Raw genomic sequence first — 16,309 nt, forward strand, 5'->3', positions numbered from 1 at the left:
AGCCGCCCCGCGCCATGGATGGCGCGTGGCGGCGGCCCCCCAAATCACTGTCGGATTACGGGCACACCGAGCCTAGGCGAGGTGCCGAGTGGTGGGGCATGAGCGTTTTGCTTACTTTTGCGCTTTTCAAAAGTGAGACGCCGTAAGGGCGGAACCCTAAGCCGCCGTTACCGCAGCAACGGATATGTACTCGCTCTGATCCAGCATCCTGGTCGGCCCTGAGGCCGCCATCGGGAGCAAGTCGAATCGTCGCACCGCCCCTCCCACATTTGGATCGCGGGGCGTCAGTTAGAGAGGCTTCGGCTCCCGAGCAGTCACAGATTCAGGGCCGCGCCCAAAGTTGTGTAGATACCCATGGCCATCGCAGCCAAGCCAGCTCCCATATGTTGACCGAGTTCTTTCAGGGGGCTCGATAAAGAAAAGGCCCGGCTTTTCGTGGAGCCAGGCCCTTTCCGTGTTGCTCGTTGAATCAGCTGCGTTCGAGGGCCAGCGCCACGCCCTGGCCGCCGCCGATGCACAGTGTCGCCAAGCCTTTCTTGGCGTCGCGCTTGATCATTTCATGCAGCAGCGTCACCAGAACGCGGCAGCCTGAAGCTCCAATAGGGTGGCCGATGGCGATGGCGCCGCCGTTGACATTGACCTTGTCAGCGTCCCATTCCAGCTCTTTGCCCACCGCCAGGGATTGCGCGGCGAAGGCTTCGTTGGCTTCGATCAGATCCAAGTCGCTCAATTGCCAACCGGCCTTGTCCAGGCAGCGGCGGGTGGCCGAAACCGGGCCGATGCCCATGATTGCCGGGTCGACCCCTGCGTTGGCATAGCTGGCGATACGCGCCAGCACCGGCAGGCCAAGGGCCTTGGCTTTGGCGGCGCTCATCAGCAGCACCGCAGCGGCACCGTCATTAAGGCTGGAGGCGTTGCCGGCGGTGACGCTGCTGTCTTTTTTGAAGGCGGGCTTGAGCTTGGCCAGGGACTCGGCGGTGGTACCCGCGCGCGGTTGTTCGTCCACCGCAAAGGCCAGCGGGTCGCCTTTACGCTGGGGAATCAGGATCGGCGTGATTTCATCGGCAAACCGTCCGGCTTCGATAGCGGCGATAGCTTTTTGCTGGGAGGCGGCGGCAAAGGCGTCCTGCGCCTCGCGGCTGATGCCGTACTTGTCCACCAGGTTTTCGGCGGTGATGCCCATGTGGTAGTCGTTGAACGCATCCCACAGGCCGTCGGTGATCATGCTGTCGATCATCTTGGCGTGGCCCATGCGCAAACCGGTGCGCGCGGCGGGCAGCACGTACGGCGCGAGGCTCATGTTTTCCATGCCGCCGGCGATGATGACGTCGGCGTCGCCGCAACGGATCGCCTGTGCGCCCAGGTGCAGGGCCTTGAGGCCCGAGCCACAGACCTTGTTCAACGTCAGGGCGGGAACGGCATGGGGCAGGCCGGCGAGAATCGAGGCTTGGCGCGCCGGGTTCTGGCCGCTGCCAGCGGTGAGCACCTGGCCGAGGATCACTTCATCCACTTCGGCCGGGTCGAGGCCGGTCTGCTCCAGCAGGCGACGGATTACCGCAGCGCCCAGTTCAGGGGCCGGGATACTGGCCAGCGAACCTTGAAAGCTGCCCACGGCGGTGCGGGTGGCAGCAACAATCACGACGTCTTGCATGGAATCTGTCCTCACTGGAAATGCATTTCTGGAACATGGTCCGGGACGATCAGTTTACCGGCGGTCTTGCTCACAATCTCTTCAACGCTGACGCCAGGTGCGCGTTCCTTGAGGACAAAAGCGCCATTTTCGATTTCCAGGTAGGCCAGGTCCGTGAGCACGCGCTTGATGCAGTTGGCGCCTGTCAGCGGCAGGCTGCACTGGCTGAGCAATTTCGACTCACCGTCCTTGGACGCATGGGTCATGATCACGATGATATTTTCCGCACCAGCCACCAGGTCCATCGCGCCGCCCATGCCCTTGACCAGCTTGCCGGGGATCATCCACGAGGCGATGTTGCCCTGTACGTCCACTTCGAACGCGCCGAGTACGGTGAGGTCCACGTGGCCGCCGCGAATCATCGCGAAGGACTCGGCGGAGGAGAAAATCGAGGCGCCGATGCGTGCGGTGACGGTTTGTTTGCCGGCGTTGATCATGTCGGCATCGATGGTTTCTTCGGTCGGGAACGGGCCCATGCCGAGCAGGCCATTTTCCGACTGCAGCATCACTTCCATGCCTTCGGGAATGTAGTTGGCCACCAGGGTCGGAATGCCGATGCCGAGGTTGACGTAGAATCCGTCCTGCATTTCGCGGGCGACGCGTTGAGCCATTTGTTCGCGGGTAAGAGCCATGTCATGAGTCCTTATTGTTCGGGCCGGGGCGGATTACTTGCGCACGGTGCGCTGTTCGATGCGCTTCTCGAAGGTGCCGCAGATGATCCGGTCGACGTAGATGCCAGGGGTGTGGATCTGCGCGGGGTCCAGCTCGCCCGGTTCGACGATTTCCTCGACTTCGACCACGGTGATCTTGCCGGCGGTGGCGGCCAGTGGGTTGAAGTTCTGGGCGGTGTGCCGATAGATGACATTGCCGAAGTGGTCGGCTTTCCAGCCTTTGACGATGGCGAAGTCGCCGGTGATGGACTCTTCCATCAGATAGGGGCGGCCCTTGAATTCGCGGGTTTCCTTGCCTTCGGCAACCGGGGTGCCGACGCCGGTGGCGGTGAAGAAGGCCGGGATGCCAGCACCGCCTGCACGCATTTTTTCCGCCAGGGTGCCTTGGGGGGTCAGCACTACTTCTATTTCACCGCTGAGCAGTTGCTTCTCGAACAGGGCGTTTTCACCAACGTAGGAGGCGATCACTTTGCTGATCTGCTTTTCTTCCAGCAGGATGCCCAGGCCGAAACCGTCGACGCCGCAGTTGTTGGAAACCACGGTCAGGTCACGGGTGCCTTTGCGCTTGATCTCGGCGATGAGGTTTTCCGGAATGCCACACAGGCCAAAACCACCGGAGAGTACGGTCATGCCATCTTCCAGGCCTGCCAGCGCCTCTTCATAGGACGCCACGCGCTTATCGAAACCTGCCATATGCACCTCGTTATTATTAGTGGGCCAGCCAATGGACCGAGTGTTGCGCCGACTGATTGATTTGTTAAGTTGTTTTTTTAGGTTGATTGATTTAGAAAACAGCATAGTCGAACCACCGTGCGGAGTTGTGTCATGACCGTTAAACAGATGCGTGCCTTCCTGGCCGTGGCCCAAAGCCTGAGTTTTGCCGCTGCCTGTGAGCGCCTGCACCTGTCCCAGTCGGCGCTGAGCCTGACTATCAAAGGCCTCGAGGAAGGGCTGGGTGGACGCCTGTTCAGTCGCAATACGCGCAATGTAGCGCTCACGCCTGAAGGTGAATCGCTGCTCCCGCTGGCTCGCCGTTTGATTGCCGACTGGGACAACGCGGAGGACGAACTGCGTCAACGCTTCACCTTGCAACGTGGGCGCGTGACGGTGGCGGCAATGCCGTCATTTGCCGGTAACCTGCTGCCGCCGATCCTGAAGATATTCCGCGCCCGTTACCCGCAGGTGAACGTGACGGTGCATGACCTGATCAACGAGCAGGTGCTGGAGATGGTGCGCGACCGCCAGGTGGAATTGGGCGTAGCGTTCGAACCGTCCGACGGTTCGTCATTGGCATTCACGCCGCTGTACCTGGACCGTTTTATTGCAGTGGTACCGGGAGATTCGCCGTTGGCGCAATTGAACGAGATCGACTGGAAAAGCCTGTTGGAACACCCCTTCATTACCCTTCAGCGCCCATCGACCGTGCGGGTAATGCTCGAAGAGCACCTGGGTGCCTTGCAGATGAAACTGCCGGTTGCGCTGGAAAGTCATCAACTGGCCACAGTGGGCAAGATGGTTGCCAGCGGCTTGGGCGTCAGCGCTGTGCCCGCATTGTGCGCGCGGCAGATGGAGGAGGCGGGCGCCCATTGCATCACCTTGACCGGCCCGGTGATCGAGCGGCCCATTGGGGTACTGACCAAACCAGGGCATGAACTGTCGGCGGCGGCGCAGGTGTTGTTTGATATCTTTCAGGATGAAGCGGGGAAGGGACGGTTTCCGACGTTCTGAAGTTCACACAACAAAAGTGGGAGCTGGCAAGCCAGCTCCCACAATAGATCAAGTACCACTTAGTAGTAACGGTCGATCACTTTAACTTGCGAGCTGTCTTTGAAAGAGGCCCAGGCATTGTTAAGTGTGTCGAACACCTGCTCGATAAAGTTGCGATCGGCTGCGGCTTTCTTGCCGACATAACCCTGGCCACGACGGTACATCTTCAGGCGCGCCGCCAGTTCGCGGTGATTGCGGTCGAACTCGGCTTCTTCGGTGTGGGGCGCCAGGCAGTCAAGTTGAACTTCGCCCGATTTGCCAATCCACAGGATATGGTCGTCGAGTGTGTCTTTCTGCGCTGCGAACATCTCAGCCAATTCATCGATAGTTGGTTGGTTGTTCAGATTCATGTGTAAGCCCCTTGACCAGTTGGCGATCTATCAATTGATTCATTGAAACTTCAAGTTGTCTCCGGCTCAGAAAACCGGGCGTCGGTGACGGTCTGCCGAATACGGGCAGGGTCTTGAACCTGATGCATGTAGTTTTGCTGATGAACCGCTACGCAACGCTTTCGTAACGAAGACAAGCAGCGCCTTAGCTCCTTGTACCGATCCCGTTCGGGGCCGGTCAGCTTCATCAATCTGCCTTGTGGGCAGTGCACATCCGGAAAAACAGCTCGGCGGTCAGACGAGCCTGTTCAAAACGCGTGTTACCAACACTCCCGATCCGGGAGACGTCTCGATAATGCAAGGACAAAAAGCTTACGTCAACGATTATGTAGTGATTATTTTCAGGCACTACATAAATCGCTGTGGGGGCGGGAAGATGCGGGGAAACGTGACTTGGGCGTCATTTTTTGGGGCGGCTGGTCTCAGGAGTAACTAGTGTTTCCTGGGTGCACATTGCGACTGGAAGTTTTTCGCGAGCAAGCTCGCTCCTACAGTCGTTCGGCCAGCAAGGGCAGTAATTGCTCGCACGACGCTTCGATTTTCACCTGCAGCAGCTCATCCCCACGGGTCTTGCCCAGGTTGATCGCAATCACCGGCTTACCCTGTTCCACTGCCGCCTTGCACAGGCGAAACGCCGAGTAAGCCATCAGCGATGACCCCACGACCAGCAGCCCCTCGGCATCGTGCACCGCAGCCATGGCCCTGGCTGCGGTAGCGGGGGCTACGTTTTCGCCAAAAAACACCACGTCGGGCTTCAGCCGTTGGCCTTCGCAATGGGGGCAGCGTGGCACTTGGAAGTGCTCCTCAAGCGTAGGGTCGAGCAAGGTGTCACCGTCAGGCGCTTGCACCGCATGGACGTGCGCGAAGTGCGGGTTGTCGATTTCCATCTGCCGCTGGATCACATCGCGCTCGCTGCGCTGCTGGCAATCCAGGCACAGCACCCGGTGCAAACTGCCATGCAACTCGATCACATCATGGCTGCCGGCCTGATCGTGCAGCGTGTCGACGTTTTGCGTGATCAGGCCGCTGATGAGCTGACGTTGCTGCAAGGTCGCCAGCGCCTGATGAGCCTTGTTCGGCCGGGCCAGGCGCACCCGTGGCCAACCCAGCATTGCCCTGGCCCAATAACGGCGCCGTGCTTGCGCGGTGGCGAGGAACTCCTGGTACATCATCGGCGCCTTGCCCCGGCGCACTCCTTCGCTGTCACGGTAGTCGGGGATGCCCGATGAGGTGCTGATCCCCGCACCGGTCAGCACCAGGAAGCGTTTTTCGGCCATCGCCCGATGCAAGGTATCGAGGTGGTCTGCTTGATGGTCCAGCGTGTCGAGCATGGGGCCTCCTATTCGCCGCGAATGTACTGCTCCAGCTGTTTGATCAAGGCCGCTTGTTCAGCAATGGCCTCTTTGACCAGGTCACCGATGGACAAAAGCCCCAGCAATTCGCCGTCTTCCACCACGGGCAAGTGGCGCAGGTGACTGTCGGTCATGATGTTCATGCACGCTTCGACCGTTTTGTGGGGATCTACGGTGATTACCGGCGAACTCATCACTTCATGAACCCTGGTGGTCACCGACGACAGACCCTTGAGGATGAGTTTACGTGCGTAATCGCGCTCGCTGATGATCCCGACCACGGCGCCGTCCTTGACCACCGGCAAGGCCCCGACGTTTTTCTCGGACATCCGCACCAGCGCCTCGAATACGGTGTGGTCCCACTGGATAGTGTGGACGTCCTGGTTCTTCTGGTCCTTGGCTTTGAGTAATTCTGCGACGGTTTTCATGGCGGCCACTCCGGTGTTGTTGTTAGTAGTCAGCGATTGCCCCTACAGAATCCTAGACGGGCCACGTTGCAGCAAGGTCCAAAGCGGCGTTAAACCCGTCGAAAAGCGTCATTCGCCGGTTTTTTTTGCGTTTTATCCGGCTTTTACCGGCTTTTTCGCCCGTTTGGGGTTGGCCGTCGTCTTGCGTGGCGCGCTCTTGCGCTTGTTTTTCCACGGTGTGGCGCCTTTGCCTGCCGGGCTGGCGGGACCGGTGATGGTCATGCGCATGCCATGACAGCGAGCCACCTGCTTGCTCATCCACGCCGCTTGTTTGGCGACAAACTCCTCCAGGCTCATTTCGCCGCTTTGCACCATATCCAGCGCCTGCTCCCAGATGGCGGTGGTGCCGGGATCAGCGATGGCGCGAGGCACCGCGTCAATCAGGCTGAAAGCCGCTGCGGTGGCCGACAGCGCCTTGCCGTTCTTCACCAGGTAACCTCGGTCCAGCAGGCCCTGGATGATCCCGGCGCGGGTGGCTTCGGTGCCAATGCCAGTGGTGTCCTTGAGCTTCTGCTTGAGCAGCGGGTCTTCGACCAGCTTGGCGACGTTTTTCATCGCTTTGATCAGGTCGCCTTCGGTAAAGGGCTTGGGCGGTTGGGTCCACAGGTCCTTGAGATTGACCTTGGCCACGGCACAGTCCTGGCCTTGCACCAGCATTGGCAAGGCTTGAGGTGCAGGCGTTTCCCTGCCTTTGGCGGGAGCAAGGGCTTCGGGCAGCGCGCGTTTCCAGCCTGGTTCGATGACAACTTTGCCCACCGCGCGCAACGCCTGGCCGGCACAATCGAAATCCGCCTGGGTACGGTCGTATTCATGGTTGGGCAGGAATTGCGCCAGGTAGCGCGCGCGTATCAGCGTGTAGACCGCACGGTGCTTGCCGGTGAGTTGGCTGACGTCCTTGCCGGCGCCGGTGGGAATGATGCCGTGGTGGGCGCTGACCTTGGCGTCGTTCCAGGCGCGTGAGCGACGATTGGGGTCCATGTAGGCCATCAGCTCGGCCAGGGCCGCATCCGCGCGGCCGAGAGCGGCGAGGATCTTCGGCGCTTCGCTGTGCTGGCTCAACGGCAGGTAGCCGCAATCGCTGCGCGGGTAGGTGATGACCTTGTGGGTTTCGTAGAGGGATTGGGCGATATCCAGGGTTTCCTGGGCGCCGAGGCCGAGCTTCTTGGAGCAGATTTCCTGCAGGGTGCCGAGGTCGAAGGGCAGGGGCGCGACCTCGCGCATGCGCTCGGTGCGCAGCTTAACCAATCGCGCACTGGCAGCGCGGGACATGGCGTCAGCGGCGTCCCGGGCCAGTTGCGGGTTGAGGCAACGGCCCTGGTCATCGCAGGCATCGTCGACGGCGCGCCATTGGGCAGTGAAGGTCATGCGCTCGTGGAGCAGGTCCACGTCGATGGCCCAATACGCCACGGGTACGAAATCGGCGATGCTGCGGTCACGGTCGACCACCAGGCGCAAGGTGGGGGTTTGCACGCGGCCCACCGGCAATACGCCCTGATAGCCGGATTGTCGCCCAAGCAAGGTAAACAAGCGGCTCATGTTCATGCCGATCAGCCAGTCGGCGCGGGAGCGGCCCAGGGCCGAGTGATACAGGCTGAAGGTTTGCGCACCGGGCTTGAGGGCGGCCAGGGCCTTGCGGATGGAGGCCTCGTCCAGTGCCGACAACCACAACCGCTGGATCGGCCCGCGATAACGGCAATGTTCCACCAGTTCACGGGCAATCATTTCACCCTCACGGTCGGCGTCGGTTGCGATCACCAGTTCCCGGGCTTCCCCCAGTAAGCGCTTGACCACCTTGAATTGGCTGGCGGTCTTGGGCTTGACCTGCATTTTCCATGTTTGCGGGACGATCGGCAGGTCGGCGAGCACCCAGCGTTTGTATTTGGCGTCATAGGCGTCAGGCGGGGCGGTTTCCAACAGGTGGCCGATGCACCAGGTGACTGTGACCCCGTTGCCCAGCCAGCATCCATCGCCCCGGCGGCTGGCGCCGAGCACGGCCGCGATGTCCTTGGCCTGGGAGGGTTTTTCACAGAGGTACAGCTGCATGGTCATCACATCAGATCGGGTTGATGCCTGGCAGGATGCTTAGTCAGAGAGATTTGAGCAACCATTATCTGTATGGATGTACAGCTTAAAGTTTCAAGCTACAAGCTACAAGAAAGAGCCGAGTGGCTTTTACTTGCCGCTTGCAGCTTGCCCCTTAAAGCTCATTCAGTTGTTGTCGATATCCACATGCCGGGTTTCCTTGAGGCAGAACAAGCCGACCACCAGGCTGACCCCGGTCACCACCACCGGGTACCACAAGCCATAGAAGATATCGCCGGTGTACACCACCAAGGCAAACGACACGGTCGGAAGGAACCCGCCAAACCAGCCGTTACCGATATGGTAGGGCAGCGACATTGAGGTGTAGCGGATGCGTGTCGGGAACAGCTCCACCATCAGCGCCGCCAGGGGGCCGTAGCACATGGCGGCGATCAGGATCAGCGCCACGATCAGCGCCACCACCATGACCTTGTTGACCTGGGCCATGTCCGCCGAGCTTGGGTAGCCAGCCAAGGTCACCGCGCCGCGCAGTGCAGCTTCATCGAAGCCATCGATACGCACGTCACCGACGCTGACCTGCACCGGCGCGCCGGCTGGGGCGGCGACGCTGCTGTACGGCAGGCCTTGCTTGACCAGGAAGGTCTTGACCTTGTCGCACGGGCTGTCAAAGCGCGCCTTGCCCACCGGGTCGAACTGGAAGGTGCAGGTGGCCGGGTCGGCCAGTACGGTAATCGGTGCCTGGTGACTGGCCTGGTCCATCGCCGGGTTGGTGTAGTGCGCCAGGCTCTTGAAGATCGGGAAATACAGCACGGTCGCCAGCAGCAGGCCGAGCATCAGCACCGGTTTGCGTCCGACCTTGTCCGACAGCCAGCCAAACAGGATGAAGAACGGCGCGCCAATCACCACACTGATGATCAGCAGCATGTTGGCCAAGGCCGGGTCCATCTTCAGGAACTGGGTGAGGAAGAACAGTACATAAAACTGCGCCGCATAGAAGGTCACCGCCTGCCCGCCGTTGATGCTGAACAGCGCGATCAATACGACCTTGAGGTTTTCCCATTTACCGAACGACTCGCGGATCGGCGCCTTGCTGGCCTTGCCTTCCTCTTTCATTTTCAGGAACGCTGGCGACTCGTGCAGGCTCATGCGAATCCAGGTGGAGATGCCCAGTAGCACGATGGAGAACAGGAACGGAATGCGCCAGCCCCACACCTCGAACTGGTCGCCGGTGAAGTAACGGCAGGCCAGCACCACCAGCAACGACAGCAACAGGCCGAGGGTGGCGGTGGATTGAATCCAGCTGGTGTGCAAGCCGCGTTTGCCGGGGGGCGCATGTTCGGCGACATAGGTGGCGGCGCCACCGTATTCACCGCCCAGGGCCAGGCCTTGCAGCATGCGCAGCACGATCAGAATGATCGGCGCAGCGATGCCGATGCTGGCATAGGTCGGCAATAGTCCCACGCAAAAGGTTGCCACGCCCATCAGGATGATCGTGACGAGGAAGGTGTACTTGCGCCCGATCATGTCGCCCAGGCGGCCGAACACCAGCGCGCCGAAGGGTCGCACCACGAAGCCTGCGGCGAACGCCATCAATGCGAAGATGAACGCCGTGGTGTCGTTGACCCCGGCAAAGAACTGCTTGCTGATCACCGCCGCGAGGGCGCCGTAGAGGAAGAAGTCATACCATTCGAACACCGTCCCGAGGGACGAGGCGAAAATGACTTTCTTCGAGTCGTTGCGGGTGCTCGCATGTATCGCCGAGCCCAGGGGTTGAGCATGTTCTGACATCGGGTAGCCCTCACAGTGATTATTTATTGTTGTTCCACTGTCGGCGCCAGGTGCGGCGCCGCTATTCAGATTGCGTGAACCGTTTCTCTCTGCGGGGCGAGGCTCCTTGTGTTCGGTGAAAGGATCAGTTGCGCGGCCTTCTCGGCGATCATCAGCGTCGGTGAGCAGGTGTTGCCGGAGGTAATGCGCGGCATGATCGAGGCATCGGCGATGCGCAGGCCCGGTACGCCATGCACGCGCAACTGCGCGTCGACCACCGCGTCCTGGTCATTGCCCATGCGGCAGGTGCCCACCGGATGGAAGATCGTCGTGCCGATACGCGCCGCCGCTTCGTGCAGCTGTTCTTCGGTTTGCAGAGCGTCACCGGGCAAATATTCCACCGGCTTGAACTGGCTGAGGGCCGGGGCGGCCACGATCCGCCGTGTCAGGCGAATGGCGTCGGCGGCTACGCGCAGGTCTTCGGGATGGCTGAGGTAGTTGGGCCGGATCAGCGGTGCGTCCGCTGGGTTGGCCGAGCGTATGTCGATGCGCCCGCGACTGTGCGGGCGCAGGTCGCAGACCGATGCGGTAAACGCGGGGAACGCGTGCAGCGGCTCGCCAAAACGCTCCAGGGATAGCGGCTGTACATGGTATTCAAGGTTGGCCGAGGTCTGCTCCGGCCCGGAGCGGGCAAACGCGCCAAGCTGGCTGGGCGCCATCGACAGCGGCCCGCTGCGGTCGTACAGGTAGCGCAAGCCCATGCCCATCTTGCCCCAGAGGGTGCCGGCGATCTGGTTCAGGGTGCGGGCGTTTTCCAGCTTGTAGATCAGGCGCAGTTGCAGGTGGTCCTGCAGGTTGCCACCCACGCCCGGCAGTTCATGAACCACGTCGATGCCCAACGGCTTGAGCACATGGGCGGGGCCGATACCCGAGCGTTGCAGGATGCCTGGCGAGCCGACGGCGCCGGCGCACAGTACGATTTCCTTGCGCGCTTTCCAGCTCAGTGGCTGGCCGAGTTGGCGCCCGACGACCTGAGAAGCGCGGCCGTTCTCCAGCACCACGCGATCGACCTCAACATCGGTCAACACGGTCAGGTTGGGCCGTTGGCGCACCGGTTTGAGAAACGCCTTGGCCGCATTCCAGCGCACTCCGGCCTTCTGGTTGACCTGGAAATAGCCGCAGCCTTCGTTATCGCCCTGATTGAAATCGCTGATGTTGGCGATGCCGCTTTGCTTTGCGGCCTCGCGAAACGCATCCAGGATCGGCCACGACAGACGCTGCTGCTCGACACGCCACTCGCCGCCGTCGCTGTGGAATGGCGAGGCGCCGGCAAAATGGTTTTCGCTGTGCTTGAACAGTGGCAATACGTCGTTCCAGGCCCAACCTGGATTACCTTGCGCCGCCCAGCCGTCATAGTCCTGAGCCTGGCCGCGCATGTAGATCATGCCGTTGATGGAGGAACAGCCCCCCAGCACTTTGCCGCGCGGGTAACTCAAGGCACGACCTTGCAGGCCAGCCTGGGCTTCGGTCTTGAAGCACCAGTCGGTGCGCGGGTTGCCGATGCAGAACAGGTAACCGACTGGAATATGGATCCAGGGGTAGTTGTCGCGACCACCGGCCTCCAGCAGCAGCACGCGATGGGCCGGGTTGGCGGACAGCCGATTGGCCAGCAAGCAGCCGGCGGGGCCGGCGCCGACGATTACGTAATCGTATTCAGCAGTTGCAATGGGCATCTGGGGTCTCGCTTGTTTTTCTTATTGGCTCCATCCTAGTTGTTAGTTTTCGTCTTAAAAATGTTAGTTTTTGCCCAGCTGCTGTGCGTTTTTAAACAGCGCTGCCCATGGGTGCGCAACGGAGGCGATATGTTCGACTGGAATGACCTGCGGTTTTTTCTCGAATTGCAGCGCAGCGGCCGTTTGCTCACCGCCGCGCAACGTTTGAAAACCACGCACGCCACGGTGGCCCGGCATATCGAGGCCATCGAAAAAAGCCTCGGTACCGCGCTGTTCGTGCAGCACGCCCAGGGGTATGAGCTGACGCCGGCCGGCGAAGCCTTGCTCAAACATGCCGAAGCCATGGAAAACGTCGCACTGCTGGCGGAAGACGAACTCACCCATTCTGCAGCGCCTCTGGGCAAGATTCGTCTCGGGGTGGCGGAGGGCCTGGGGGTGATGTTCCTCGCCGGTCGCATGGCTGGGCTGTTTGAACGTTATCCCGGCTTGGAAGTGGAATTGCTCGCGGTGCCGCGCTTTGTCAGCATCCTCAACCGCGAAGCGGAAATCAGCATTCACCTGGAACGCCCCAGCGTCGATCAGTTGGTCACCCGCAAACTCACCGATTACCGCCTGGCGCTGTATGCCAGCCGCGCTTATCTGCAGCGTCATCCGCCGATTGAAAAACGCGAAGACCTCGCGGCCCATTCATGGATCGATTATGTCGACGACCTGCTGTTCAGCCAGGAACTGAAATTCCTCAGCAGCTTCTGTCGCAACCCCAAGGTGGTCTTCCACAGCACCAGCGTGATTGCGCAACACCAGGCCGCGCGGTCGGGTTTGGGCATTGCGGTATTACCCTGTTTCATGGCGGCGGGCGATGCGGGCCTGGTGCCGTTGTTGCCGGGGGAGAGCATCCAGCGCAGCTATTGGATCAGCTCGCGTCGGGAGTTGCACAAGTCGGTGCGGTTGCGGGTGTTATGGGATTACGTGGTGGAGTTGTGCGCGCGGGAGCAGAAACTGTTGCTGGGTGAGGGCTGACTGACGAAACCGAATCAACACTGTGGGAGGGGGCTTGCTCCCGATGGCGGTGTATCAGCAAATGCAGCTGTGACTGAACCACTGCTATCGGGGGCAAGCCCCCTCCCACATTGGATCTCCCCACGCAGAACGTGGCGATTTTTAAAGAAACCAGCGGTATTCCCGCGCAGAAATCTCCTGCTGAAACGCCAGATGATCCTGGCGTTTGTTCTCGCAATACACATCGACGAATTCCGCGCCCAGCTTGTCGCGCACCACCGACTGATGTTGCATGGCGCGCACGGCGTCGAGCATGTCCACGGGGAAATCGGTGCCACTGCTGCGGTCTTCGTTCAGCGGCGCGATGGGCTCCTGCCTGGTTTCAAGGCCATGCTCCAAACCGGCGAGGATCGCCGCCAGCACCAGGTATGGGTTGGCGTCGGCGCTGGCCAGGCGATGCTCGATCCGCAGGTTACGTGGGTCGGACTCGGGGATGCGCACGCACGCATCACGGTCTTCGAAGCCCCAACTGGCGCGGGTAGCGGCGTTGACCGTACCGCCGAGGCGGCGGAACGCGTTGTGGTTGGGCGAGAAGATCGGCATGCAGTGGGGCAGCAACGCCAGGCAACCGGCCACGGCGTGGCGCAGCGGTTGCTGCTGGTGCGCCGCCAGCACGTTATTGCCCGCGCCGTCATACAGGCTGACATGCACATGCATGCCGCTGCCGGGAAACTGCAGGTAAGGCTTGGCCATGAAGCTGGCGCGGTAACCGTGTTTGAGCGCCACGCCGCGGGTGCTGCGGCAGAACAGGGCGGCCCAGTCGGCGGCGCGCAGGCCGTCATCGCAATGGCAAAAATTGATTTCGAATTGGCCCGGGCCGATTTCGGCGGTGATCACCGTGATATCGATGCCCTGGGCCTTGGCGGTTTGTGCCATGTCGTCCAGCACGTCGCTGAAGCGCGACAGCCGCTCGATATGCAAGTTGGGCTGGTCATCGGCATCGTCGCTCAGCGGGTCGCGGGCGAATTGCGGCAGGCCGTCGTCGAGCTTTTTGTCGAACAGGTAGAACTCCAGTTCGAATGCCACCACCGGGTGAATGCCTTTGTGGTGCAGGCGTTCCAGCACTTTGGTCAGCACTTCGCGGGGTTCGAATTCGATGGGCGCTTCGGTGCCATCGGAAGTGATCAGCATCTGCCCCAGCGGCTGCGATTCCCAGCTCACCGGCTTCAGCGTACCCGGCACCAGGCGCCGATTGGCATCCGGGTCACCGTCGTTGAAGCAGTAGTCGCCGATCTTGAACAACCCGCCCTGGGCACCCAACAACACGGCGTTCTGCGGCAGCTTCAACGGGCTGCCGGCGGCGACTTTTTCAAGCATATCCACCGGGTAGCGCTTGCCGTAGAAATGCCCCGGAATGTCCAGGGCGATCAAATCGACGTAGCGCACCTCGGGATAGTTCTGGCGGAAGGTCCGTACTTCGGCCAGCAAGGTTGCAGATGGGCTTTTCACGGGTGCAGCTCCTAGTTGTAAACCCACAGCACGCGGGCGGGCAGGTCGGTCAGGTTGGCGTAGCGACAGTGGGCGAAACTGGCCAGATGAAAGCTGTCGCCAGGGCCGAGGGTGACCGCATCGGCCTCGCCTTCAACCCACAGCGTCAACTCACCCTCCAGCACAAAACCGGCCTGTTCGGCACGGTCGCTCATGCTCTGCTCACCACTGTTGGCGCCGGGCGCCAACAGGCTGTCGAGCATCGAAAACGCACCGTTCATGCTCGGCGAGACGAGGATGTCGGTGATGCCATTGGCGTAGTACACCGTGCGCCGCTCGCTGGGCCGCGTTACCCAGTCCACCGCCTTGGGTTTGGGCAGGCTGTAGAAGTAAGTGGTAGGCACGTCGAGGGCGTGGCTGATGGCGGTCAGGTCGGCCACGGTCGGGCGCGACAAGCCACGTTCCACTTGGGACAGGAAACCCACTGAACGTTGGATCTTGTGCGCCAATTGCGCCAGGGTGAGTTTCTTGTGCTTGCGCAGGTCGTGGATCAGGGCGGCAAGGGTGGCGAGTTCATCTTGAGGTGTCATGAAATTTAATTCGAATAATTTCATGAAAAATTACAGGATTAATTTCATGGAAGCAATGATAGTGGCGATTCATGGTGGTGAGGAGCTAGCTCCCGCTGGGCAGCGAAGCTGCCCTAATTCGGCCACCTCATTTGTTCAGGTGTGTCTCGGCCGGCTTTTTTGGGGCTGCTGCGCAGCCCAGCGGGAGCAAGCTCCCTCGCCACGGGGCGTGGGGAAACATAATGAAATTGAGTCGTGGAGCGACCTTTCTCGGGCCTGCTAGGTTGAATGAGTCATTCAATCAAAGGGAGCGACGGATTGCTTCAAAGGCCCAACTCTCATTTGCTACGGCGAGGTCGTTATTCAGAAGCAGGGCGTGTGTATCTGGTGACGGCAGTGGTTTATCAGCGGTATCCGGTTTTTGCTGAATTGTCTCTGGCCCGGTTATTGGTTGCAGAGCTCAAACGCGCCCATGATTGCGGTCTGGTCGGTTCGTTGGCCTGGGTCATCATGCCGGATCATCTTCACTGGATGTTTGAGCTGCGTGACGCAACGTTGCCGCAGGTGATGCGACAAGTGAAGTCACGCAGCACGTTGACCATCAATCAAGCCTGTCGTACGAAGGGCGCGTTTTGGCAGAGCGGATACCATGATCGCGCGGTGCGAGCCGAGGAAGATCTTATAAAAATCGCGCGTTACATCATTGCCAATCCCTTGCGGGCGGGGCTGGTCGAGCATATCGGCGACTACTCGCTCTGGGATGCAATCTGGTTATGAGTTTGAGTTCCCGCGTGTGGCGAGGGAGCTTGCTCCCGCTGGGCCGCGAAGCGGCCCCAATCCATCCACCACGTTCGTTCAGGGATATATCGGTCGGGCTGTTTGGGGCTGCTGCGCAGCCAGCGGGAGCAAGCTCCCTCGCCACAAGGGTTATTGGCGATCGGGTAGTGTTTTGACCTGAATGTTTTCACGCCCCTGCGGTCGGAACCTGGGTACGCACTCAAAATTGAAGGAGCACCCATGAAGTCCAGATCCCTCGTTGCCTGTGTTCTCGTTGCGGCAGGCCTGTCTACCGCCAGTTTTGTGGTGCAGGCCGGCGATACGCCCCAGGAAACCGTGCAGCCTTCCAACATCAATACCCGTGATTTGAAGGAAGGTGACCGCGCCCCGGATATCCTCATGCGTAAGGAGTCGGCCCTCAGCGACTGGAAAAAACGTGGCCTCAAGCAGCCCGAGGAAGAGAGCCAGTGGGCGCGGGTCGGCGATAAATATGTACTGCTCAAGACCACCAACGGCACCATCCTTGAGATCACACCGGTCAAGAAATAATCCTGCCGCACCACCTGCTCGTTTCACCTTTCTTGCGTTAAGGTAACC

Annotated in this window: 15 protein-coding genes; 4 read left to right on the top strand and 11 right to left on the bottom strand. The window is 60.6% G+C overall.

Annotated features, from left to right (window positions below):
* Positions 1–469 precede the first annotated feature (469 nt).
* From C4J84_RS09770 to C4J84_RS09780, 3 genes are read right to left on the bottom strand one after another with little or no spacing between them, the layout of a single operon-like run.
* On the bottom strand, positions 470–1,651 hold the full coding sequence (locus C4J84_RS09770) for an acetyl-CoA C-acetyltransferase (RefSeq protein WP_124435232.1): 1,182 nt from the start codon (positions 1,649–1,651) through the stop codon (positions 470–472).
* An 11-nt stretch (positions 1,652–1,662) separates the two neighbouring features.
* Complete coding sequence (locus C4J84_RS09775; protein WP_003211625.1) at positions 1,663–2,322, bottom strand: CoA transferase subunit B; 660 nt, start codon at positions 2,320–2,322, stop codon at positions 1,663–1,665.
* Positions 2,323–2,355: 33 nt separating this feature from the next.
* Positions 2,356–3,054 carry a CoA transferase subunit A gene (locus C4J84_RS09780; RefSeq protein ID WP_124362130.1) on the bottom strand — a complete coding sequence of 233 codons (699 nt, stop codon included), beginning with the start codon at positions 3,052–3,054 and terminating at the stop codon, positions 2,356–2,358.
* Positions 3,055–3,186: 132 nt separating this feature from the next.
* Here C4J84_RS09780 and C4J84_RS09785 point away from each other — a divergent pair, with 132 nt between their 5' ends.
* Complete coding sequence (locus C4J84_RS09785; protein WP_124370283.1) at positions 3,187–4,089, top strand: LysR family transcriptional regulator; 903 nt, start codon at positions 3,187–3,189, stop codon at positions 4,087–4,089.
* 59 nt (positions 4,090–4,148) lie between these two features.
* Here the strand turns inward: C4J84_RS09785 and C4J84_RS09790 are convergent, their stop codons facing one another.
* The 6 genes from C4J84_RS09790 to C4J84_RS09815 all read right to left on the bottom strand — a co-directional run bounded on the left by C4J84_RS09790 (position 4,149) and on the right by C4J84_RS09815 (position 11,879).
* Positions 4,149–4,478, bottom strand: a complete 330-nt coding sequence (locus tag C4J84_RS09790) for a hypothetical protein (protein WP_057725643.1) — start codon at positions 4,476–4,478, stop codon at positions 4,149–4,151.
* Positions 4,479–5,005: 527 nt separating this feature from the next.
* Positions 5,006–5,848: an NAD-dependent protein deacetylase gene (locus tag C4J84_RS09795; protein ID WP_124370284.1), complete on the bottom strand. Its 843-nt coding sequence runs from the start codon at positions 5,846–5,848 to the stop codon at positions 5,006–5,008.
* 8 nt (positions 5,849–5,856) lie between these two features.
* Positions 5,857–6,297 carry a CBS domain-containing protein gene (locus C4J84_RS09800; RefSeq protein WP_124370285.1) on the bottom strand — a complete coding sequence of 147 codons (441 nt, stop codon included), beginning with the start codon at positions 6,295–6,297 and terminating at the stop codon, positions 5,857–5,859.
* A gap of 132 nt (positions 6,298–6,429) precedes the next feature.
* Positions 6,430–8,379, bottom strand: coding sequence for a DNA topoisomerase III (locus C4J84_RS09805; protein WP_124372413.1), 1,950 nt, complete (start codon positions 8,377–8,379; stop codon positions 6,430–6,432).
* A gap of 165 nt (positions 8,380–8,544) precedes the next feature.
* Positions 8,545–10,167, bottom strand: coding sequence for an MFS transporter (locus C4J84_RS09810; protein ID WP_124435233.1), 1,623 nt, complete (start codon positions 10,165–10,167; stop codon positions 8,545–8,547).
* 65 nt (positions 10,168–10,232) lie between these two features.
* Positions 10,233–11,879, bottom strand: coding sequence for a GMC family oxidoreductase (locus C4J84_RS09815; RefSeq protein WP_124370287.1), 1,647 nt, complete (start codon positions 11,877–11,879; stop codon positions 10,233–10,235).
* A 129-nt stretch (positions 11,880–12,008) separates the two neighbouring features.
* Here C4J84_RS09815 and C4J84_RS09820 point away from each other — a divergent pair, with 129 nt between their 5' ends.
* On the top strand, positions 12,009–12,899 hold the full coding sequence (locus C4J84_RS09820; protein ID WP_124429234.1) for a LysR family transcriptional regulator: 891 nt from the start codon (positions 12,009–12,011) through the stop codon (positions 12,897–12,899).
* A 141-nt stretch (positions 12,900–13,040) separates the two neighbouring features.
* On the opposite strand, the gene C4J84_RS09825 is transcribed toward C4J84_RS09820, so the two are convergent.
* Together C4J84_RS09825 and C4J84_RS09830 are read right to left on the bottom strand one after the other, a co-directional pair.
* Positions 13,041–14,387, bottom strand: a complete 1,347-nt coding sequence (locus C4J84_RS09825; RefSeq protein WP_124435234.1) for a glutamine synthetase family protein — start codon at positions 14,385–14,387, stop codon at positions 13,041–13,043.
* 11 nt (positions 14,388–14,398) lie between these two features.
* Positions 14,399–14,956: a helix-turn-helix domain-containing protein gene (locus C4J84_RS09830; RefSeq protein WP_124370290.1), complete on the bottom strand. Its 558-nt coding sequence runs from the start codon at positions 14,954–14,956 to the stop codon at positions 14,399–14,401.
* A 297-nt stretch (positions 14,957–15,253) separates the two neighbouring features.
* On the opposite strand from C4J84_RS09830, the gene C4J84_RS09835 reads away from it, so the two are divergent.
* Positions 15,254–15,712, top strand: a complete 459-nt coding sequence (locus C4J84_RS09835; RefSeq protein ID WP_124405784.1) for a transposase — start codon at positions 15,254–15,256, stop codon at positions 15,710–15,712.
* A gap of 240 nt (positions 15,713–15,952) precedes the next feature.
* A complete protein-coding gene (locus C4J84_RS09840; RefSeq protein ID WP_124370291.1) occupies positions 15,953–16,261 on the top strand; it encodes an RcnB family protein in 309 nt (102 codons plus the stop codon).
* Positions 16,262–16,309: the final 48 nt, after the last annotated feature.

This window comes from Pseudomonas sp. R11-23-07 (assembly GCF_003852295.1).
Classification (GTDB): domain Bacteria; phylum Pseudomonadota; class Gammaproteobacteria; order Pseudomonadales; family Pseudomonadaceae; genus Aquipseudomonas.